This is a genomic window from Pseudomonas sp. MF4836, from assembly GCF_002018875.1.
Lineage (GTDB): Bacteria > Pseudomonadota > Gammaproteobacteria > Pseudomonadales > Pseudomonadaceae > Aquipseudomonas.
The window spans coordinates 48,339-67,985 of record NZ_MVOL01000001.1; the positions used below are offsets into that span (position 1 = coordinate 48,339).

The 19,647-nt window shown below is 64.8% G+C and carries 18 protein-coding genes; 13 read left to right on the forward strand and 5 right to left on the reverse strand.

Translation table 11 applies throughout. The features are described from left to right. Positions 1-10: 10 nt before the first annotated feature. From thrC to MF4836_RS00280, 4 genes are all read left to right on the forward strand, one after another. Entirely contained in the window at positions 11-1,390 is a 1,380-nt protein-coding gene (thrC, locus tag MF4836_RS00265; protein ID WP_078468561.1) for a threonine synthase, read from the forward strand. Positions 1,391-1,412: 22 nt separating this feature from the next. Beyond that, complete coding sequence (locus MF4836_RS00270; RefSeq protein WP_078468562.1) at positions 1,413-1,850, forward strand: Lrp/AsnC family transcriptional regulator; 438 nt, start codon at positions 1,413-1,415, stop codon at positions 1,848-1,850. A 764-nt stretch (positions 1,851-2,614) separates the two neighbouring features. Beyond that, positions 2,615-3,658, forward strand: a complete 1,044-nt coding sequence (locus tag MF4836_RS00275) for a homoserine dehydrogenase (RefSeq protein WP_078468563.1) — start codon at positions 2,615-2,617, stop codon at positions 3,656-3,658. A gap of 10 nt (positions 3,659-3,668) precedes the next feature. After that, positions 3,669-5,081 (forward strand): aldehyde dehydrogenase family protein, encoded by a 1,413-nt coding sequence (locus MF4836_RS00280; protein ID WP_078468564.1) that lies wholly within the window; start codon positions 3,669-3,671, stop codon positions 5,079-5,081. Between the two features lie 658 nt (positions 5,082-5,739). Here MF4836_RS00280 and MF4836_RS00290 read toward each other — a convergent pair. Next, the gene (locus tag MF4836_RS00290; protein ID WP_078468565.1) at positions 5,740-6,150 is read right to left on the reverse strand and encodes a GFA family protein; all 411 of its coding nucleotides are present in this window, start codon (positions 6,148-6,150) and stop codon (positions 5,740-5,742) included. 149 nt (positions 6,151-6,299) lie between these two features. After that, positions 6,300-6,722 carry a winged helix-turn-helix transcriptional regulator gene (locus MF4836_RS00295; protein ID WP_078468566.1) on the reverse strand — a complete coding sequence of 141 codons (423 nt, stop codon included), beginning with the start codon at positions 6,720-6,722 and terminating at the stop codon, positions 6,300-6,302. Between the two features lie 87 nt (positions 6,723-6,809). On the opposite strand from MF4836_RS00295, the gene MF4836_RS00300 reads away from it, so the two are divergent. Beyond that, on the forward strand, positions 6,810-7,664 hold the full coding sequence (locus MF4836_RS00300) for an SDR family oxidoreductase (protein WP_078468567.1): 855 nt from the start codon (positions 6,810-6,812) through the stop codon (positions 7,662-7,664). 22 nt (positions 7,665-7,686) lie between these two features. On the opposite strand, the gene MF4836_RS00305 is transcribed toward MF4836_RS00300, so the two are convergent. The 3 genes from MF4836_RS00305 to MF4836_RS00315 all read right to left on the reverse strand — a co-directional run bounded on the left by MF4836_RS00305 (position 7,687) and on the right by MF4836_RS00315 (position 11,862). Further along, positions 7,687-8,628 carry an alpha/beta hydrolase gene (locus MF4836_RS00305; RefSeq protein WP_078468568.1) on the reverse strand — a complete coding sequence of 314 codons (942 nt, stop codon included), beginning with the start codon at positions 8,626-8,628 and terminating at the stop codon, positions 7,687-7,689. Positions 8,629-8,753: 125 nt separating this feature from the next. After that, entirely contained in the window at positions 8,754-10,007 is a 1,254-nt protein-coding gene (locus tag MF4836_RS00310; protein ID WP_078468569.1) for a DUF4303 domain-containing protein, read from the reverse strand. Between the two features lie 61 nt (positions 10,008-10,068). Continuing rightward, positions 10,069-11,862 carry a sigma-54-dependent Fis family transcriptional regulator gene (locus MF4836_RS00315; RefSeq protein ID WP_078468570.1) on the reverse strand — a complete coding sequence of 598 codons (1,794 nt, stop codon included), beginning with the start codon at positions 11,860-11,862 and terminating at the stop codon, positions 10,069-10,071. Between the two features lie 282 nt (positions 11,863-12,144). On the opposite strand from MF4836_RS00315, the gene MF4836_RS00320 reads away from it, so the two are divergent. The 8 genes from MF4836_RS00320 to MF4836_RS00355 all read left to right on the forward strand — a co-directional run bounded on the left by MF4836_RS00320 (position 12,145) and on the right by MF4836_RS00355 (position 19,627). Then, positions 12,145-13,620: a benzaldehyde dehydrogenase gene (locus tag MF4836_RS00320; RefSeq protein WP_078468571.1), complete on the forward strand. Its 1,476-nt coding sequence runs from the start codon at positions 12,145-12,147 to the stop codon at positions 13,618-13,620. 44 nt (positions 13,621-13,664) lie between these two features. Continuing rightward, positions 13,665-14,432, forward strand: coding sequence for a coniferyl-alcohol dehydrogenase (locus MF4836_RS00325; protein ID WP_078468572.1), 768 nt, complete (start codon positions 13,665-13,667; stop codon positions 14,430-14,432). Between the two features lie 71 nt (positions 14,433-14,503). After that, positions 14,504-15,451, forward strand: coding sequence for a SphA family protein (locus MF4836_RS00330; protein WP_078468573.1), 948 nt, complete (start codon positions 14,504-14,506; stop codon positions 15,449-15,451). 264 nt (positions 15,452-15,715) lie between these two features. Further along, positions 15,716-16,201 carry a DUF3592 domain-containing protein gene (locus MF4836_RS00335; RefSeq protein ID WP_178102895.1) on the forward strand — a complete coding sequence of 162 codons (486 nt, stop codon included), beginning with the start codon at positions 15,716-15,718 and terminating at the stop codon, positions 16,199-16,201. Between the two features lie 301 nt (positions 16,202-16,502). After that, positions 16,503-17,171, forward strand: coding sequence for a GntR family transcriptional regulator (locus tag MF4836_RS00340; RefSeq protein ID WP_078468574.1), 669 nt, complete (start codon positions 16,503-16,505; stop codon positions 17,169-17,171). Between the two features lie 81 nt (positions 17,172-17,252). Next, positions 17,253-18,059 (forward strand): ABC transporter substrate-binding protein, encoded by an 807-nt coding sequence (locus MF4836_RS00345; RefSeq protein ID WP_078468575.1) that lies wholly within the window; start codon positions 17,253-17,255, stop codon positions 18,057-18,059. 12 nt (positions 18,060-18,071) lie between these two features. Continuing rightward, positions 18,072-18,845 carry an amino acid ABC transporter permease gene (locus MF4836_RS00350; protein ID WP_078468576.1) on the forward strand — a complete coding sequence of 258 codons (774 nt, stop codon included), beginning with the start codon at positions 18,072-18,074 and terminating at the stop codon, positions 18,843-18,845. Between the two features lie 2 nt (positions 18,846-18,847). Then, a complete protein-coding gene (locus MF4836_RS00355) occupies positions 18,848-19,627 on the forward strand; it encodes an amino acid ABC transporter ATP-binding protein (RefSeq protein WP_078468577.1) in 780 nt (259 codons plus the stop codon). The last annotated feature ends 20 nt before the right edge of the window (positions 19,628-19,647 follow it).

Consider the following 19,647-nt stretch of genomic DNA (forward strand, 5'->3'; position numbering starts at 1 on the left):
GGAGCCACCCATGCGTTATGTCAGTACACGGAGTTCGGCGTTGCAGGCCGATTTCGAGAAGGTGGTGTTGTCCGGAATAGCCGACGACGGCGGGCTGTTCGTGCCCCTGGAACTGCCACTGTTCAGCCCCCAGGACATCGGCAACTGGTCGACCCTGGCCTACCCCGAGCTGGCCTATCGGGTGATCCGCCCGTTTGTGGGCGAGTCCATCCCCGACGCCGATCTCAGGCAACTGCTGGAACAGGCCTACAGCGGTTTCAGCCATCGTTCCGTGGCGCCCTTGCATCAGGTCGACCGTAATGAGTGGGTGCTGGAGCTGTTCCATGGGCCGACCCGGTCCTCCAAGGATTTTGCCGCGCGTCTGCAGGCGCAGCTGGTGCAGTACTTCCTGGGTAAACGCCAGCGTCGCGGCGTGGTGCTGGGGGCCAGCAATGGCGATACCGGGCTGGCGGCCATCGACGCCTTCAAGCACTGCGAGCAGGTCCAGGTGGTGGTGTTCTATCCGCCTGCGGCGGTGCCGGCGCAGCAGTTGCGGGAGTTGCAGGCGGTGGCCCACCCCCGGGTGCACCGGTTCGAGCTGGAGGGCAGTTTTGACGAGTGCCAGACCATCGTCAGCCAGCTGTTCCGGCACTGGCCCTGCGCGGGCTACGAAGCCATCAGTTTCAATTCCAGCAACTGGGTCGGGGTGCTGGCGCAGCTGGTGTTTTATTTTCATGCGGTGCTGCAACTGGGGGGCGGCCAGCGGCCCATCGGGTTCAGCGTGCCGGCGGCGAGTTTCGCTGAAGTCTATGCCGGCTACATCGCGCAGAAGATGGGCCTGCCGATCACTCAGATGATCGTGGCCACCAATCAGAATGACGCGCTGCACCAGTTGTTCCTGAAGAATCACTACTCCCGTTCGCGGGCCAATAAAACCCTGTCGCCGGCCATGGACCTGTCGATCTTTTCCAACCTCGAGCGCTTCCTCTGGGAACTCTACGGCCACGACGGCCAGGCGGTCAGCGGCTTGATGGCGGCGTTCGAAGCGTGCGGCGAAATGACCCTCGGCAACGAGTTCTGGCTGCAGGCGCGGATGATCATCGACTCCTATGCGGTCAGCGATGACCAGACCCTGGAGGAGATCAGCTCGCTGTACCGCGACACCGGCTACGTCATCGACCCGCACACCGCCACCGGAGTGCTGGCGGCGCGCCTGTACCGGCGCAGCCTGGTGGCGCCGATGGTGACCCTGGGCGAGATCTGCCCGGGCAAGTCGGCGCTGTTGCTGGCCGAGCTGGAGATCCCGGCACCGCCGGCCCGGCCCGTGACATCGGCCTCGGCGTCGGACCAGGTGTATCGGCTGCGTCCGGACCAGTTGGACATCATTCATCAACGGCTGGGCGCGCTGTGAACGCGCCGCACCGGGAGGTTCTGTGAAGCGAATTCTCGACCCGCTGGATGAGCGCATCATCGCCGAGCTGCGGCTCAATGCCCGGGCTGCCCATGCGGAGCTGGCGGCCAAGGTCAACCTGTCGCGCAACGCCGTGCGCCAGCGCATCGAGCGCCTGGAACGCGACGGCGCGATCCAGGGTTACACCGTGCGTGAAGGGGAAGGGCGGCAGGCATCGGCCACGATCAATGCGGTGATCTTCGTCTACCGCTACGACCGCATGCGCGGCGCCGAAGTCTTGCAAGCCCTGCGCGCCATGCCGCAAGTCACCCAGTGCGACGTGATGAGCGGCGAATTCGACCTGATGCTGCGCGTCGGCGCCGCCTCGGCCCAGGGCGTGCACCAAGTCTGGAACGACATCGCCGCGCTGCCCGGCGTCGAAAACACCGTGACCTCCTTCGTGTTGTCCTCGGTGGTCTAACCCTGATTGCCTAAAAGGCGCAGCCTGCGCTGTCCCTCTCATACACCGGTTGTGCATCAGGCGACCGCATCGCTTTGCAGGGCCTGCGTCCAAACGCAGCCCAACGGCAACCGACCTGTGGCGAGGGAGCTTGCTCCCGCTCGGCTGCGCAGCAGCCGCAAACCCTGCTACCCGTTTCTGCCTGAATGCACGCGGTGCCTGTTTTGGGGCCGCTTCGCGCTGGAGCGCCAGCCCGGCCCAGCGGGAGCAAGCTCCCTCGCCACGGTACACGCCGCTGCCGAGCCTGCGCTGTCCCTCTCATACACCGGTTGTGCATCAGGTGTACCGCATCGTTTTGCAGAGCCAGCGTCCGCACACAGCCCAACGGCAACCGACCTGTGGCGAGGGAGCTTGCTCCCGCTCGGCTGCGCAGCAGCCGCAAACCCTGCTACCCGTTTCTGCCTGAATGCACGCGGTGCCTGTTTTGGGCCCGCTTCGCGCTGGAACGCCAGCCCGGCCCAGCGGGAGCAAGCTCCCTCGCCACGGTACACGCCGCTATCGAGCCTGCGAACCCAACCACCCGCCCTGTACCTGACACTCCTCGGCGCCCTCAATGGCCAGCGCAGCCTATCGGCAGCGGCTACAGGTTGCCCCGGCCCGGAACACGGGCCGCGCCCTGGTCAAAACGCTCAATAAATAGAGCAAATTGGCCTATTTCACTGCCCTGGCCGCGTCCCTAATCTAGTGCCCAACAACCCCTCACCCGGATCAAGGGCCATAACAAAATGACTGAATACAAACTCGCGCTGGTGGGCTTCGGTGGTGTCAACCGGGCCTTGGCCCAACTGATTGCCGAGCGCAATGCGCGCTGGAAAACCGAGCTCGGCTTCACCCTGAAAATCGTCGGCGTGACCGACCTGTTCCTCGGCTCGCTGATCGGCCGCGAAGGCCTGGATGCCGGGGTGCTGGCACGCCTGCCAGCGGTCAAGGGGGCCTTTGCCCAACTGCCGGGCGGCAGCGCCGAAGCGCAGAACGCGGCAGTGATCAAAGATTCCGGCGCCGACATCATTGCCGAGGCCACCTTCACCAACCCGGTGGACGGCGAGCCGGCCACGTCGTTCTGCCGCTGGGCCCTGGAAAACGGCCAGCACGTGGTCACCACCAACAAGGGCCCGATCGCCCTGCACGGTCCAGAGCTCAAGGCCCTGGCCCAGCGCCATGACGTCGGCTTCGAATACGAAGGTGCGGTGATGAGCGGCACCCCGGTGATCCGCCTGGCCAAGCAGACCCTGGCCGGCAGCGAACTGAGCGGTTTCGAGGGCATCCTCAACGGCACCTCCAACTACGTCCTGACCCGCATGGAAGGCGGCCTGGGCTTTGCCGAGGCGGTCAAGGAAGCCCAGGCTCTGGGTTACGCCGAAGCCGACCCGACGGCTGATGTCGAAGGGCATGACGTACGCCTCAAAGTGGTGATCCTGGCCAACGAGTTGCTGGGCGCCAAACTCACCGTCAGCGATGTCAGCTGCAACGGTATTTCCGCCCTCGACCTGGCCGACATCGAACAGGCCCGCGCCGACGGCGCACGCTGGAAACTGATCGGCGCCGCCACGCGCCACGCCGATGGTTCGGTGAGTGCCAGCGTCGAGCCGCGCCTGTTGGGCAACGATCACCCGCTGGCCGGGATCAGCGGCGCCACCAATGCGGTGTCGTTCAACAGCGAGCTGCTGGGCGCGGTCACGGTCTCCGGACCGGGCGCCGGGCGCCTGGAAACCGCGTTCGCTCTGCTCTCGGACATCATCGCCATCCACCGCCGCGTTGCGCAGCACTAGGAGAAGGCCTGTGAACCTATCGCGTCTGGCCCTGGCGGTTGTCGAATCGCCGATTGATGTACTGAACCCCTTTGATGGCAGCCTGGTGGGCAGCGTCGAGGACATGAGTGCCGCCCAGGTTCCGCAGTTGCTGGAACAGGGGCGCAGCGGCGCGCGGGTGTGCGCCGGGTTGCCGCGTTATCGCCGCGCGCAGATCCTCGAACAGGCGGCCCTGAATGTCGAACGCGACGCCCCGGCCTTTGCCCGGTTGATCGTCGACGAGGCCGGCAAGACCCTCAAGCAGGCACAAAAGGAGGTCAAGCGCTGCGTCAACACCCTCAAGCTGTCGGCGGAGGAAGCCCGGCGTAATGCCGGGGAAGTGGTGCCGTTCGATGCTTACGAAGGTTCCGAGTCGCGCCAGGGCTGGTTCTCCCGCGAGCCCCTGGGGCTGATCGTGGCCATCACCCCCTACAACGATCCGTTGAACCTGGTGGCCCACAAGCTCGGCCCGGCGATTGCGGGTGGCAACGCGGTGATTCTCAAGCCGTCGGAGCTGGCGCCGCTGTCGGCCCTCAAGCTGGTGGCGTGCCTGGTCGAGGCCGGCCTGCCGCCATCGGTGGTCACGGTGGCCACCGGCGGTGCCGAGTTGGGCAAGGCCCTGGTGGCGGCCCGTGAGGTGCGGATGATTTCCTTCACCGGCGGTTTTGTCACCGGTGAACAGATCGCCCGCGGCGCCGGCCTGAAAAAGCTGGCCATGGACCTGGGCGGCAATGCGCCGGTGATTGTCATGGGCGATTGCGACCTGGAGGCGACGGTCGACAGTTGCCTGTCCGGCGCTTTCTGGGCCGCCGGGCAAAACTGCATCGGCACCCAGCGCCTGTTGATCCAGGCCTCGATCTACGAGGCGTTCCGCGAGCGTTTTGTCAGCCTGGCGCAGCAGTTGGTGACCGGTGACCCGTTGCTGGCCAGCAGCGACATCGGGCCGATGATCAGCGTGCAAGCGGCGCAGAATGCCGAACAGGTGGTCAACGAAGCCCTGGAGCAGGGCGCACGCCTGCTGTGCGGGCACCGGCGCGAGGCTTCGTGCTACGCCGCCACGGTGCTGGAAAACGTCGATCACGCCAGCCGCCTGTGGCGCAACGAGGTGTTCGCCCCGGTGGTGGTGCTGGAGCCGTTCGAGACCTTCGATGAAGCCATCGAACTGGCCAACGAACCGGAATACAGCCTGCATGCCGGGATCTTCACCTCGAACCTGGCCACCGCCATGAGCGCCGCACGACGCATCGAGGCGGGCGGGGTGATGATCAACGACTCATCCGACTACCGCTTCGACGCCATGCCGTTCGGTGGCTCCAAGTACGGCAGCATGGGCCGTGAGGGCGTGCGTTTCGCCTATGAAGAAATGACCCAACCCAAAGTGGTGTGCCTCAACACCCTGGGTTAGCGGTCACGGTTCCAGGTCAACGGTCGTTGCGCACCGGGCAGGTTTGGTCACCTGCCCGGTGTTTTTTTGTGTGGCTGCTGCTGAGCCTGTGAGGCTGCGCTGGCCGTCCAGCCCCTGTGGCGAGGGAGCTTGCTCCCGCTGGGTCGCGTAGCGGCCCTGAAACCTGGCACCTCGGTTTTATTGGGGGGCATATCCGTTGCTGCGGGTGTGGCGGGTATGGGTTCCGCTCTTACAGCGGGTCACTTTGGAAAAGCCCCAAAGTAACCAAAGGGCTCTTGCCCCACCACTCGGTGCCTCGCCTAGGCTCGGCATGCCCTCGCTCCGGCAGTGATCCGTGGGCCGCCGCGATGGGCCATCCCTGGCCCAGCGCGGCTAACCCGGCGTCCTGCCGGGTTACCCACGGCTCACTGCCTGCGTTCGGCCAGCGTGGTTTAACGGGCGCTTCAGATCAAAATCACCTGCAAAGCGAGGCGGCCCTCCGGCCGGCCTGGTTTTCGGCTCGTCTGAATTTCTGTAGCCGCTGCCGAGGAACGAGGCTGCGCTGGCCCTTGAGGACGCCGTGGAGTGTCAGGTGTATTTGCGGCGGTTCAGATGGCCTGCGGCAGCGGCTACAAGACGCTAAACACCGCATCTTTTACCGTTACCCCCAACAGCTTTTTCAATACTCGGGATGCTGCGGCAAGTCGTCGGTAATGCTGAACCAGGGCGCCTTGCTGGCGACAAACACATGGCGGCTGGCGCGCACGCCGGGGTCGGTGTCCAGGGTGCCAAGGGGCACGCCGAGAATCTCGGGCTGTGTGTCGAAACGGGTTAGCAGGCTGGAACCGCAGCGTGAGCAAAAGCCTTTGTGCTCGCCTGGGGATGATTCGTAAAAGGTGATCAACTGCGCCCCGGCGGTGGTGGTCCAATCCGCGCTGGCGATTTTGGCCCGGGTGCGAAACGCGGCTGCGTGCAGCTTGCGGCACATCGAACAATGGCAGTTCAGTACATCGTTCAGCGGCCCGTTGATCTGGTAGCGCACCGCGCCGCACAGGCAGCTGCCCTGGTGAATTTTGTGTTGGTCAGTCATGCCTTTCTCCCTTGAATAAACCTTGGTCCGCAGGCCCGGTCACGGTAGCTCCGTGGCCGGTGGCGGGGGCTTCAATCTAGTCGCCGCCCGCGTGCTACAGAAGGTCGGGAACGGTCGGCGAGTGGGAGTTTTCCGCCATTAAGCCTCGGCTAAGCCTCGGCGTCGTTCTCGAGTGCGTCGGCCTCGCGCTCGCGACGAAAGCTCATGATGTGCGGCAGTTTTTCCTCGATCCAGTCCACCAGCGCCTCGACCCGTTGCGCAGCTTCCTGGCCCAGGGGTGTGAGGTTGTACTCAACATGGGGTGGCACCGCCGGCAACGAGTGGCGGTGTACCAGGCCATCGCCTTCAAGGCCTTGCAGGGTCTGGGCGAGCATTTTTTCACTGACCCCGCCGATCTTGCGTCGCAGGTCGCTGAAGCGCTGGGTGCCGCCGAGCAGCACCACCAGCACCAGTACGCCCCAGCGGTTGGTCATGTGCTTGAGTACATCGCGCGATGGGCAGTTGACTGCCAGCAGTTCGCCGCGTCGCAGCTTGGCGCTCAAGGGCAGGGGCAGGTCTTCGGAAACGCTCATGGTACTTACCTTTTTGTACGTACTTACTAAAAGTTAGCCAGGGCGATAGGGTGGGCGCTCTCTCGTCTTCACACAAGGATTTTCCCCATGATTGCTATCACAGGTGCAACCGGACAGTTGGGTCGTCTGGTGATCGATGCGTTATTGCAACGGGTGCCCGCCAGCGAAGTGCTGGCCTTGGTGCGCGACCCCCTCAAGGCCCGGGACCTGACGGCCCTGGGCGTCACCGTGCGCCAGGCCGATTACAGCCAGCCGCAAACCCTGGCCACGGCCTTGGCCGGCGTCGAGCGTCTGTTGTTGATTTCCTCGAACGAAATCGGCCAGCGCACCGCGCAGCATCTTGCGGTGATTGATGCGGCCAAGGCCGCCGGGGTGAAGCTGCTGGCCTACACCAGTGTGCTGCGTGCCGACACCTCGGCCCTGGGGCTGGCGGCGGAACATCTCGCCACCGAACAGGCGTTGAGCGCCTCGGGCCTGGACCATGTGTTGCTACGCAATGGCTGGTACAGCGAAAACTACAGCGCCGGTTTGCCCACGGCCCTGGAGCACGGTGTGTTGCTGGGCGCCGCCGGCCAGGGCCGCATCGCTTCGGCGGCTCGTGCTGATTACGCCGAGGCCGCGGCCGTGGTGCTGACCAGCGAAGGCCAGGCCGGGCGCGTCTACGAACTGGCCGGCGACAGCGCCTACACCCTTGAGCAACTGGCGGCGCAAACCGCTCGCCAGTCCGGCAAGCCCCTGGTGTATCAGAATCTATCCCAGGAGGAGTACCAGGCTGCGCTGCTGGGCATTGGCCTGCCCGAAGGGTTCGCCGTACTGCTGGCCGACTCCGACGCGGCGGCGGCCAAGGGCGCGCTGTTCGATGACGGCCAGCAACTGAGCCGGCTGATTGGGCGCGGCACCACGCCGATCGCCGACTCGGTGGCAGCTGCGCTCAAGGGCTGAGGGCCAGCGCCGGGCAATGGCCTCATCCGGTAGGTTTCGCGGCAGGCAGGGCACCGGCCATTTTGGCCGGTGGCTTGGCCTGCATCAGGGTGTTGATGGCCTGGCGATAGCGGTTGCCGGCCAGGCTCATGCTGTTGTTGTGGGTGCCGCCCCGGATCAGCAGCAGTTGCTTGGGCTCTTGCGCGGCGTTGAACAATTGCTGGCTGAAGCGTGACGGTACGTAGCGGTCTTCCAGGCCGTGGACCACCAGCAGCGGCATGCCGATGCGGTCGATCTTGTCGATGGAGTCGAACTTCTGCGACAGCAGCCAGCGCACCGGCAGCGAGGTGTTGCCGATAGCGGCGGCCGCATCGGCCAGGCTGGTAAAGGAGGACTCGATAATCAACCCGCGCGCGGCCACCGGCGTGTGGTTGCGGGCGGCTTGCTGCCCGAGTTCGGCGGCCAGGTCCACGGCCACCGCGCCGCCCAGGGAGTGGCCGTAGATCAGGCGTTTGCGCGCATCAGGTTGCAATACCAGGAGTTTGTCCCAGGCGATGCGCGCGTCCTGGTACACGCTGCGTTCCGAGGGCAGGTCGCCCTGGCTTTGGCCGAAACCACGGTAGTCGATGGCCAGCACCGAATAGCCCAGGGCGTGCAGTTGCTCGATGCGAAACAGCTGGCCGGTGAGGTTCCAGCGCACCCCGTGCAAATACAGAATCGCCGGCGCATCGGCCCGGGCTGCCGGCCACCACCAGGCATGAATGTTCTGCCCGGCCTTGAGGGTCTTGGGCGTGAGCTCCAGCTCGCGCACGGTTTTGGGCAGGCCGTGGTACCAGCCGGCTGTACCGGGCTCGATGCGAAACACCAGTTTGCGTTCCTGGTGTTCCAGCACCTGGCAGCCCACCGGCACCCCGACCAGCAAAAGGGCCATGCACAGCAGGGACAGCCAGCGACGGCCGGCACGCTTGAGCAGGGATGCAGTCATGGAGGGAGTCACCACACAGAGAACACAGATGACGGGTTTTAACAGAACTGCCGCCGCCGCGCGTATGGAATTCGGCGGACGGTGCGGCAGATGTTTTACAAAATGCTGGGCAACTGACGGGTCTTTCAGCTGTGGCGCAAGCCTTCCAGGCCCAGTTGTGCCAGGTAGCGGACCTTTTCGTCGTCGTCCTGCAGCGCTTGCAGCAAGCCCTGGATGGCCTGGGCCTGGGCGGCGGCGCCGAGCCAGCGGTTGTTCAGGACGCAGGCGGCGTGGCGGCGGATCACCCGGTAGGGCGAGGCCAGGCCGGCCAGGGCTTGGGGCAGGTCCTGATCGCTGATGGTGGTGAAGGAGCTGCCCGGCTTGAGGGCGTCTTCCACGGCCGCGGTCAGACCCGGACGTTGTTCGAGCAGGCTGATCAGCACGCTGTAATCCAGGGCCGCCGGTTGCGTGCGCTTATCGTTGAGGTGGCTCAACGGCGTGCAAAGACCCTCCACTGCCACGTCGTCGGCCTGTCCCAGCAACCACTCGACATCGTCCAGGCAGGCCAGGGCCCTTGCGCACCAATGGCGCGTGGTTTCCTGTTGGGCCTGGCCCAGGCGCAGGCGCAAGGCCTCGATCACCGCCGTGTCGGCATGCCCGGCCAGGCCCAGGATGCGCGCGATGGCATAGGGGTCTTTGACCTGGTGCAGGCGTTCGATCAAGGCGCTGCTGGCACGGGGCCCTTGGGCGATCAGCCAGGCTTGGGCTTCTTCGGAACCGATGCGTTGAGTGCGTTGCAGGCGGTCGAGGTAAAAGCTCAGCTGTTCGGCATAGGGCAAGGCGGCGATTTCTTCGCGCAGGCGGTCGGTGGCGACCTCTTCGGGAAAGTGCCAGGCAAACAGCTCGGGGGGCATGCTGGCGCGGGCCATGCCGACTTCGTCGTTGAAGTCATGGAACAGCGCGACGAAATGCCGATCGACCCGAGGATCGTCCTTGAAGTGTTCGCGCAAGGCCCGGGCCGCCTGCGCCACGCTGGCGACGAACTGCGCTTCGACCGCCTGCCAATGTTGCGGGCCCTCGCGGTTGGCTTCGATTTGCAACGGCTGATCCCAGGCTTGCAGCGCCGGGTTGGCGTAGTCATCGAGCTCCCAATCCCAGCGCCAATCGGCAGGGTTCCAGCGCACGCCGCTGATGTCCCGGGGCTGGCCCGGGCCATGATCTTCCTCCAGGGTCGCCTCGCTGCTGACGGCGAGTGAAGGCAGGTCAATAACCCGATCCTCTTCGCGGTAACTGGCATGGAAGGCCACGGCATAGGGCGCGGGAATACCCTCGTTCAACAGGGTTTCCAGTGCGTCGCGGGCGCTGTCGAACAGGGCGTTCTGCAGGGCGTTCCAGTCCATGGCGGGGGTCCTTGGCAAGCGGTGGGCGGCGCTGGAGCACGCCGCGGTGGCGAACTCTGGCTCAGCTGTCCAGCCTTGTAAAGCCTGTGCTTGAGCCTTCAGCGCGGCGGTGCTTGTTCAACCTGTAGGCAAACTGCGCCCGGCTCAGCCCCAGCAGGCGGGCGGCGGCGGACAGGTTGCCGGCGCTTTTTTCCAGGGCTTCGTTGATCAGGCGTGACTCCAGGCCTTCGATGGAAAAGTCCGGGTCCCGTTGATTGAGGCTGTCGAGCAGGGTCGCCTCGGCCTCGGGGCGCGGGCCCGGGGCCAGGGACAGGCCGCCGTGGTCGTCCAGGGAATAGGCCTCTTCGGGCAAGGGTTCGTTGCGAAACAGGTGCACCAGGTCAATCGCCTGTCCGTCCTCGCTGGCGATCAGCCCGCGTTCGATGAGATTTTGCAGTTCGCGCACATTGCCGGCGAAGTCATAGCGCAACAGCACCTTCAGGGCGCGCATGGTCAGCCCCGCCGGGGTCCGCGCGTATTCGTGGCAGTAGCGCTGGAGGAAGGCGTTGATCAGCAGCGGAATATCGTCGCCGCGTTCGCGCAGGGGCGGCAGGGCGATGGGGTAGACGTTGAGCCGGTAGAACAGGTCGGCGCGAAATTCGCCGGCGGTCACCGCCTGGCGCAGATCGATATTGGTCGCCGCCACCACCCGCACATCCACGGCGATGCCGTGGCCACCGCCGACCCGCTCGATCTCCCGTTCCTGCAAGGCACGCAGCAGCTTGCCTTGCCCGGCCAGGCTGAGGCAGGTGATTTCATCGAGGAACAAGGTGCCGCCCTGGGCCCGTTCGAAGCGTCCGGGGCGCGAATGGGTGGCACCGGTGAAGGCGCCGCGTTCGACCCCGAACAGCTCGGCCTCTATCAGGTTGTCGGGGATCGCCGCGCAGTTGAGGGCGATAAAAGGCCCGGACCGGCGCGGGCTGAGCTGGTGCAGTTGGCGCGCGAACAGCTCCTTGCCGACCCCGGATTCGCCGCTGATCAGCACCGTGGCCGGGGTTGCGGCCACGCGCTGCAAGGCCTGGGTCGCGGCATTGAACGCGGCGCTGGTGCCAATCAGTGGTTGCTGGCTGGAGGCGGGCGCAGGGACGCTCGACGGCCTGCTCGGGGCGACGGTGGCGGTGGGCGCTGGCGACGGCGAAACGTTCAGGTAGCTCAGGTCTTGCTCGACATCGCCCCACTGGGCGGCGGTCTTGCCCAGCACCCGGCAATTGGCGTGGCCCATGCCGCGGCATTCCACCTCGCGGAAAATCACCATCTGGCCAAACAGGCAACTGACAAAACCGATGGCGTAGCCCAGTTCGGTCCAGCACACCGGGTCCTGGCCGATGCCATAGGCGGCCACGTGTTCATCGGCCTCGCAGGAGTGGTGCCAGAGAAACTCGCCGTCATAGAAACCGGAGTCGGCGTCGAACTTGAAATGCAGCGGTTCGACTTTGGTCATGCCTTCCAGGCTGTGCAGGTGGGTGCCGGCGCGAAACACCGCCGCCGCATCGGCCTGGGGCCAGCGCTCGCGGATCAGCCGCGCATCCCGCGCGCCACAGGCATAGCCGGTGCGGGTGAACAGGCCGCGCGCCTGCTCCAGGCCCTGGCGCTCGATGATCTCCCGCCGCAGGGCGCCGAACGACGAGCTGTGCAGCAACAGCATGCGCTGGTCGTTGAGCCAGATACGGCCGTCGTCGGGGGAGAAGAACAGGCAGTCATTGAGTTCGGCAGGGGTCGGCGAGCTGCTGGCGCTGAGTTCGCTGCTGTCGCCACGGGGGCGGTAGGGCTCGCGGGTCAGTTGAGGGTCGGGCAGCGGGCAGTGGGGAATGGTCATTGTTTTGGCCCCGGGCGTTTGAGTGCTCGATATGAGCAATTGGCGAGATAGTTATTAAACATAACTTTATCAATTGAACAAGCGCGCCCGGAGCGAGCGACGCCCAGCAGCGGCGACGCACTCCCGAGGGCACCGGTGCAAGCCTTGAGTTAGAGCCATCACGGCAGCCTCGGCGAGTCCCTTGGCGAAACCGGCACAGCCCTTGCTCAAGGCCTGGTACGGCGTTGCACCAAGCCCTCGGGCGGCGACGACGAACACAATGACAAGAAACTGGAGTGTGCAATGACTGTGTCTGAAACCACGCAATTACTGCGGCGGGCCCTGGAGGCCCACTGCCTGTTCAATGGCGACTGGGTGCCCGGGTCGGCCCCGGTGCAGGCGGTGCTTGAACCCGCCACCGGCGAGGTGCTGCTGCACAGCGCCATGGCCGACCCGGCCGATATGGCCGCCGCCTGCCGCGCCGCGGCGTTGGCCCAACCGGCCTGGGCCGCCCTCGGGCCACGCCAGCGCGCCGAGGTGTTTCGCAAGGCGGCGGGCTGGGCCCAGGCTGCCTTCGACGAGTTGGCGCTGTTTGTGGCCCGGGAAACCGGTGGCGCGTTGTTCAAGGGCGAACACGAAGTGCGCGAGGCCATTGTCCTGCTGCACCAGGCCGCGGGGTTGCTGTCCCAGCCCCACGGCCTGGTACTGCCCAGCGAAGCCGGGCGTTTGTCCTATGCACGGCGCCAGCCCCACGGCGTGGTCGGGGTGATTTCGCCGTTCAACTTTCCCCTGGTGCTATCCCTGCGTTCGGTGGCGCCGGCCCTTGCGGCGGGCAATGCGGTGGTGCTCAAGCCCGACCCGCAGACCCCGGTCAGCGGTGGTTTGCTGATTGCCTGCCTGTTTGAGGCCGCCGGCTTGCCCAAGGGTTTGTTGCAGGTATTGCCCGGGGCTGCGGATGCCGGCGAAGCGCTGTGCCGTGACCCCAATGTGCAGATGATCGCCTTTACCGGTTCCACCGGCGCCGGGCGCAAGGTCGCTGAAGTGGCCGGGCGTCACCTGAAAAAAGTGGCCCTGGAGCTGGGGGGCAAGAACCCGCTGATCATTCTCGAAGACGCCGACCTCGACCTGGCCGCGAGCAACGCCGCCTGGGGCGCCTGGTTGCATCAGGGGCAGATCTGCATGGCCAGCGGCCTGATCCTGGTTCATGAGTCCATTGCCGCTGCATTCACCCGCAAGCTGGCGGACAAGGCCCGGGCCCTGACCGTGGGCAATGCCGCTCGTGGAGAGGCCGCCCTTGGCCCGTTGATCAACGCGCGGCAATTGCAGCGGGTGCAGCAGATTGTCAGCGACACCCTGGCCGCCGGAGCGCGCCTGGAAGCTGGTGGCGAAGCCCGCGGCCTGTTCTACCTGCCGACGGTGCTCAGCGGCGTGCGTCCGGGCATGCGGGCCTTTGAAGATGAAGTCTTCGGCCCGGTGGCCACGGTGGTGAGTTTTGCCAGCGACGAGGAGGCCATCGAACTGGCCAATCGCACCGAGTACGGCTTGTCTGCGGCCGTGATTTCGCCGTCGGTGGGACGTGCCATGGCCATTGGCGATCGCCTGCAGTGCGGCCTGCTGCACATCAACGACCAGACCGTGGCCGACGAATGCATCAACCCCTTCGGCGGGCGCGGCGCCTCGGGCAATGGCGGCAGCGTCGGCGGCCCGGCGGACTGGGATGAATACAGCCAATGGCAATGGGTCACGGTGAAAAACACTGCGCCGGCCTATCCCTTCTGATTTCCGAAAACCCTGTGCCTACACAACAATAAGAGGGCTTGAACATGAACCTGCACAACAAAATCCTGGTGGTCACCGGCGCCGCTTCCGGCATCGGTGCCGAGCTGGCGCGCCTGGCGCAGTTCCAGGGGGCGACGGTGATCGGCATCGATCGCCATGAACCGCAACTGACCCTGGACGGTTTCTTCCAGGCCGATCTCGGTGACCCGGCGAGCATCGACGCCCTGGTGGCGCAGTTGCCGCAACGCATCGATGCCCTGTGCAATGTCGCCGGGGTGCCCGGCACGTCGCCGGTGCAGGCGGTGGCCCAGGTCAACTACCTGGGCCTGCGCCACCTCAGCCAGGGGCTGCTGCCACGCATGAGCCCGGGGGGCAGCATCGTCAACGTGGCCTCGATCCTCGGGGCGCAATGGCCCGAGCGCCTGGCGCTGCACAAGGCCCTGGCCGCCACCGAGTCCTACAGCGCCGGGCAGCAATGGCTGGCGGCCAACCCGGTGCCACAGGGCAGTTGCTACCAGTACTTCAAGGAGGCGCTGATTGTCTGGAGCTTCCTGCAATCCCAGAGCTGGTTTCGCGAGCATTCGGTACGGGTCAACTGCGTGGCACCGGGGCCGGTGCTGACGCCGATCCTTGGTGATTTCGTGAGCATGCTCGGCGAGGAACGGGTGGCCCGCGACAGCGTGCGCATGAAGCGCCCGGCCCTGGCCGATGAGGTGGCGGCGGTGATTGCCTTTCTCTGCTCGGACGCGGCGCGCTGGGTCAACGGGGTCAACCTGCCGGTGGATGGCGGGCTCGCGGCGACCTACGTGTAACCCCAGCCGATGCCATAAACCCCGGCCCTGCCGGGGGTCTTGAACAACAACAAAAATACAGGACTAACAAGATGCCCAAGCCATTCTTGCGGACCCTTGCGGCCGCGATATGTGTCGCGCTGTGCAGCAGCGCCTACGCCTACGACCTGCCCGGGTTGAACCTGGGCAGTACCAGCTTCTACGACGGCTCGCCGGTGCCGGCGGGGCCCGGCTGGTACCTGGAGGAGTACCTGAGCTATTCCCGGGCCACTCGCTTCAACGACGCCAACGGCAACAAGCTGCCCCTGCCCAGGCAGCAACTGGAGGTGGTGGCCCCGACCACCCAGATCATCTACGTCGGCCAGCCCCTGGCCAATGGCGCGATGCCGGGCTTTACCCTGATCAATACCTCCCTGGCTCATGTCGACGTCGACGATGGCTTGAACAACGCCGCCTTGAGTGCCCGCGCCGGTTTTGGCGACCTGATCCTCGGCGCCTTTGTGCAACTGCCCACCCTGACCCGCGCCGACGGCAGCCCGTGGCTGACCCAGCGGATCGAGGCCGATGTCTCGGTGCCGGTGGGCGCCTACGACCGCAACCGTTCGATCAACCCCGGCAGCAACTTCTGGTCGTTCAACCCGTATTACGCCGCCACCTACTGGTTCACCCCGCGCTGGTCGGCCAGCGGTCGCTTCATGTACCTGTGGAACGGCAAGAATCACGACCCGCAAGCCGGTTTCGGCGACGTTTCCGACACCCAGGCCGGTCAGGCCCTGCACGCCAACCTGACCCTGCAATACGCCTTCAGCGAACAGTTCAGCGCCGGGCTCAACGGCTACTGGCTCAAGCAATTCACCGACACCCAAGTCGACGGCCACGCCGTCAGCGGCCGTCGGGAAAAGGTCTGGGCCATCGGCCCGGGCGTGCTCTATGCCTTCAATAAAGAGAACGTGCTGTCGGTCAACGCCTACTTCGAGCAACAGGCCGAGAACCGCACCGAGGGCAACAAGCTGGTGTTTAACCTGTTGCACAAGTTCTAGCGGGGAGGGCGGTTGGGTGGTGCCGGGCGAGGGGCGGCCCGGCGCCATGTGGGGCGGGAGCTGCCACCGCTGTCAGCTTGATAGCGGGTGGGGAAAGGGCGCAGTAGGGCAGGTTTTTGATGGGGGAATCGTTGAAATCAAAGTGCCGCTACTTTAGGGTCTGCAACCTGAACGGTCGGGCCTGATACAAGGGCCAAAAAGGGACGTTGATCGTCATTGCCGATCGCTAGATAAACAGTCAGCTTTCACGAATAAGGATGGTTCATGTACTACCCCCGCGAAGCCGAAAAAGATCATCTCTACAATCGGGTCATCCTCCTCACGATTGCCTGCTGCGTGCTGCTGGCATTCGCCTTCATGGCCCGAGGGTCAGGTGTGATCTACGGTGCCATTCATCTAAGCCCTACCGAGGCGGTGGGCACAGTCGCCCAGATTGAGCGATTCGAGAAAAACAGCCGCTTCGCCACCATTCATTACACCTACACCGACCATGACGGCCAGGTTCACGAAAACAGCTACTTCGATGCTTATTACGATGAGCACCCTGCATACGACGTCGGTGGCCCCATTGATATCCAGTATTCGGCCTGGTTTCCGTCGGTAAGCAGCCTGTCCTCTGCACTGCATACCTACCGCATGAGCTTTTACATCATGGCCACTGCATTGCTGTTGGTGCTGCTGTTTCTGGGGATCTCGGCATGGACGATCAATCGGATTGCCTCGATGAAGGCCGAAGATCGGGTGTATTGAACGTCAGTGTCTGTAGCTGCTGCCTCGCCAAGCTCGGCAGCGGCTACGGGATTTGTGTTTTTGCGCGCTCCTGTCGCTGGCTGTTACTCAGGCACTTTCCTGCCCACTTATGGGCCGCTCGCTGGGCCATTTGGTAGCAAATCTCCCGTCTTCTGGGTATCCCGTCAGGGCCGTCGCGCCCGGCCAACGGGTCTAAACCATTGCAAATCAGTCACTTGAATGTTTTCAGGGCAACCTGGCACGGCTTCTGCATTTTTGAATTTATGGATAATTGGATACAAAAATACAAAAGGTGCCCGCCATGCAATTCGCTCCCGCTTACGTTGAACGTCAGCCCCTGACCGCCGAGGAGGAGGCTTACAACTTTCTGCTCGAAGCGATCTGCTGCGGCCGTTACTGCAAGGGCGATCGGCTGATTGCCGAGGATATTGCCGGTGAAATCGGCATGAGCCGGATGCCGGTGCGTGAAGCCTTTCGCCGCCTCGATGCCCAGGGCCTGGTGACGTTGCGGCCCAACCGGGGAGCGATCGTCAGTGGCCTGGATATCGCCGAGCTGCACGAAGTGTTCGAGATGCGCAGCGCCCTGGAGGGGCTGGCCGTGCGGGTGGCGGTGGCCCATATCGGCGAGCGCCAGCTGGCGGCCCTGGAGCGGCTGCTCGACGAGATGGATGACTACCGCGACGAGAGCGCGCAATGGGTCAGCCGCCACCGCAAATTCCATGAATACCTGTGCAGCCTCAGCGGTCGGCCTCGGCTGCTCAAGCAGATCTCGGCCCTGTATTTGCTGATCGAGGCGCCCATGCGCCTGTGGCTGCAACATGTCGATAAACCCCTGAGCGCGCGCCAGGAGCACGCGGTGATCCTCGACGCGATTCGTGCCGGCGATGCCGATCAGGCCGAGGCCGTGGTGCGCGAGCACATCGAAGGCACGGTCCCCGAGCTGATCAAGTTTCTGCAAGCCGAAAAATAAGCCAAGAAGCGGGCTCCGAGCCCGACCCTGTTGTGACTTTGAGTACTGCCCCCGTTACTAACCGAACTGGAGTGTCTGGTCATGCACAAAACAAGCGCCTTGCTTGCCGCGGTATCCCTTGGACTTTGTGCACAGTGGGCGCTCGCCGCGCCCGTGGTGCCGGAGCGATTGCAAAAGGTCGACAAGTTGACCTATTGCTCGGGCATGGATTCGCCACCCCTGGTGTCGTTCGACGAGGCGCAGAAGCCCAAGGGCCTGACCGTGGACCTGGGCCTGGAGATCGCCAAGCGCCTGGGCAACAAGCAGGTGCAGTGGCGGGTGATTCCGTTCTCCGGGCTGCTGCCGGCGTTGCTGGCCCAGCAGTGCGACATGATCGTCGACCAGTTGTTCGACAAGCCCGAGCGCCGCGAGGTGATCGACATCGTCAACTACATGTATTCCAGCCAGTCGGTGGTGGTGCCCAAGGGCAATCCCAAAGGCATCCGGACCCTGGACGCGCTGTCCACGCACAAGGTGGCGGTGCTCAACGGCTCGACCATCAAGACCCTGCTCGACGCACACAACGAGACCCTGACCAAGGCCGGCAAGCCGCCCATGAAGCTGGTGGTCTACAACACCGACACCGATGCCTTCCAGGCCTTGCGCATCAGCCAGGTCGACGCCTACGGCACCACCGTGGAAACCGCCGGCTACTACGCGGCCATGGCCCCGGATCTGTTCGAGGAAGGGGTGCCGGCCTTCAGCCGGATTCTCACCGGGCTGGGTATTCGCAAGGATGACCCGCAACTGACGGCGGCGGTGCAGCACGTCATCAGTGACATGCGCAGCGACGGCAGCTACAGCCAACTGCTGGCCAAATGGCATGTGGCCAGCGACCAACTCGACTGAGGCGTGCCCCTGATGAACTTCAATTGGGATGTGTTCTGGCAGTACCTGTTGCAGCCCAGCGGGGTATACCTCACCGGGCTCTGGCTGACCTGCCTGATCAGTGTGCTGGCGATGTTGATGGGCTGTGCGCTGGGGCTGGTGGCGGCGCTGATGCGCCTGTCGCGCAACCCCCTGCTGCATCTGCCGGTGCGTTTTTACGTGTGGTTGATGCGCGGCACGCCGCTGCTGGTGCAGATCGTCTTTCTCTACACCGCCCTGGCGGCGGGAGGGATTTTCCGCTTCGAAGACCTGGAGCTGTTCGGGCTGGTGGTGCCGGGCAATATCCAGGCGGCGATCATCGCCCTGGGCCTGAATGAAGGCGCCTACATGTCCGAGATCATCCGGGCCGGGATCGGCGCGGTGGACAAGGGCCAGTACGAGGCCGGGCGTTCCCTGGGCATGACCTTCGGCAAGCTGATGCGGCGCATCGTGCTGCCCCAGGCCTTCCGCGTGATCGTTCCGCCCCTGGGCAACGAATTCAACGTGATGCTCAAGAACACCACCCTGGTCAGCGTGATCGGCGTGCAGGAGCTGCTGCTGAGTACGCAGATGGTGACCTCGGCCACCTTCCGCGTCTTCGAGTTGTACCTGGTGGTGGCGATCTACTTCCTGATGCTCACCACCTTGTGGGGCTTCTTCCAGCGCTGGCTGGAACAACGCTTCGGCCAGTCGGACCGGCCCACGCCGCCGCCTGCCAGCAGCCGCATGTTCGGCCGCCACACCCTGAAACTGCTGCGGGGACGCTAAGCATGGCGCACAAGAGCGAAGAGCTGATCATCGATGCCCAGGACATTCACAAGTCCTTTGGCGAGCTGCAGATTCTCAAGGGGATTTCCCTGCAGGTGCGGCGCGGTGAAGTGGTGGTGCTGATCGGTGCCTCGGGCTCGGGCAAGACCACCTTTATCCGCTGCATCAACCTGCTGGAAGACATCCAGGGCGGGCGTATCCGGGTCAACGGCCGGGCCATGGGCTACCGCGAGCGCGCCGACGGCAGCCTGGTGCGTGACTCGGAACGCAACATTGCCCGCCAGCGCCGGGACATCGGCATGGTGTTCCAGCGCTTCAACCTGTTCCCCCACATGACCGCCCTGGAAAACATCATCGAAGCGCCGATCCAAGTGCTCGGCGTGCCGCGTGCCCAGGCCCTGGAGCAGGCACGCGGCCTGCTGGCGCGGGTCGGCCTGGCGGACAAGGCCGGGCACTACCCGTCGATGCTTTCCGGTGGCCAGCAGCAGCGGGTGGCGATTGCCCGGGCGCTGGCGATGAAACCCCAGGCCATGCTGTTTGACGAGCCCACCAGCGCCCTGGACCCGGAAACTGTGGGCGAGGTGCTGCAAGTGATGAAGGAGCTGGCCGAGGAGGGCATGACCATGGTCGTGGTCACCCATGAAATGGGTTTTGCCCGGGAAGTGGCGGACCGCGTGGTGGTGCTCGACCAGGGCGAGTTGATTGAACAGGGGCCGCCGGAGCAGATCTTCAGCCGCCCCAGCCATCCCCGTACCCAAGCCTTTCTCAGCCGTGTGCTGTGATCTTTTCCAGGGAGTTGACC

What these genes read in the sequence shown, in the direction of transcription:
- thrC (WP_078468561.1), top strand. Translation starts at nt 11, where the DNA reads ATGCGTTATGTCAGTACACGGAGTTCGGCGTTGCAGGCCGATTTCGAG.
- MF4836_RS00275 (WP_078468563.1), top strand. Translation starts at nt 2,615, where the DNA reads ATGACTGAATACAAACTCGCGCTGGTGGGCTTCGGTGGTGTCAACCGG.
- MF4836_RS00290 (WP_078468565.1), bottom strand. Translation starts at nt 6,150, where the DNA reads ATGACTGACCAACACAAAATTCACCAGGGCAGCTGCCTGTGCGGCGCG.
- MF4836_RS00295 (WP_078468566.1), bottom strand. Translation starts at nt 6,722, where the DNA reads ATGAGCGTTTCCGAAGACCTGCCCCTGCCCTTGAGCGCCAAGCTGCGA.
- MF4836_RS00300 (WP_078468567.1), top strand. Translation starts at nt 6,810, where the DNA reads ATGATTGCTATCACAGGTGCAACCGGACAGTTGGGTCGTCTGGTGATC.
- MF4836_RS00305 (WP_078468568.1), bottom strand. Translation starts at nt 8,628, where the DNA reads ATGACTGCATCCCTGCTCAAGCGTGCCGGCCGTCGCTGGCTGTCCCTG.
- MF4836_RS00310 (WP_078468569.1), bottom strand. Translation starts at nt 10,007, where the DNA reads ATGGACTGGAACGCCCTGCAGAACGCCCTGTTCGACAGCGCCCGCGAC.
- MF4836_RS00315 (WP_078468570.1), bottom strand. Translation starts at nt 11,862, where the DNA reads ATGACCATTCCCCACTGCCCGCTGCCCGACCCTCAACTGACCCGCGAG.
- MF4836_RS00320 (WP_078468571.1), top strand. Translation starts at nt 12,145, where the DNA reads ATGACTGTGTCTGAAACCACGCAATTACTGCGGCGGGCCCTGGAGGCC.
- MF4836_RS00325 (WP_078468572.1), top strand. Translation starts at nt 13,665, where the DNA reads ATGAACCTGCACAACAAAATCCTGGTGGTCACCGGCGCCGCTTCCGGC.
- MF4836_RS00330 (WP_078468573.1), top strand. Translation starts at nt 14,504, where the DNA reads ATGCCCAAGCCATTCTTGCGGACCCTTGCGGCCGCGATATGTGTCGCG.
- MF4836_RS00335 (WP_178102895.1), top strand. Translation starts at nt 15,716, where the DNA reads ATGTACTACCCCCGCGAAGCCGAAAAAGATCATCTCTACAATCGGGTC.
- MF4836_RS00340 (WP_078468574.1), top strand. Translation starts at nt 16,503, where the DNA reads ATGCAATTCGCTCCCGCTTACGTTGAACGTCAGCCCCTGACCGCCGAG.
- MF4836_RS00345 (WP_078468575.1), top strand. Translation starts at nt 17,253, where the DNA reads ATGCACAAAACAAGCGCCTTGCTTGCCGCGGTATCCCTTGGACTTTGT.
- MF4836_RS00350 (WP_078468576.1), top strand. Translation starts at nt 18,072, where the DNA reads ATGAACTTCAATTGGGATGTGTTCTGGCAGTACCTGTTGCAGCCCAGC.
- MF4836_RS00355 (WP_078468577.1), top strand. Translation starts at nt 18,848, where the DNA reads ATGGCGCACAAGAGCGAAGAGCTGATCATCGATGCCCAGGACATTCAC.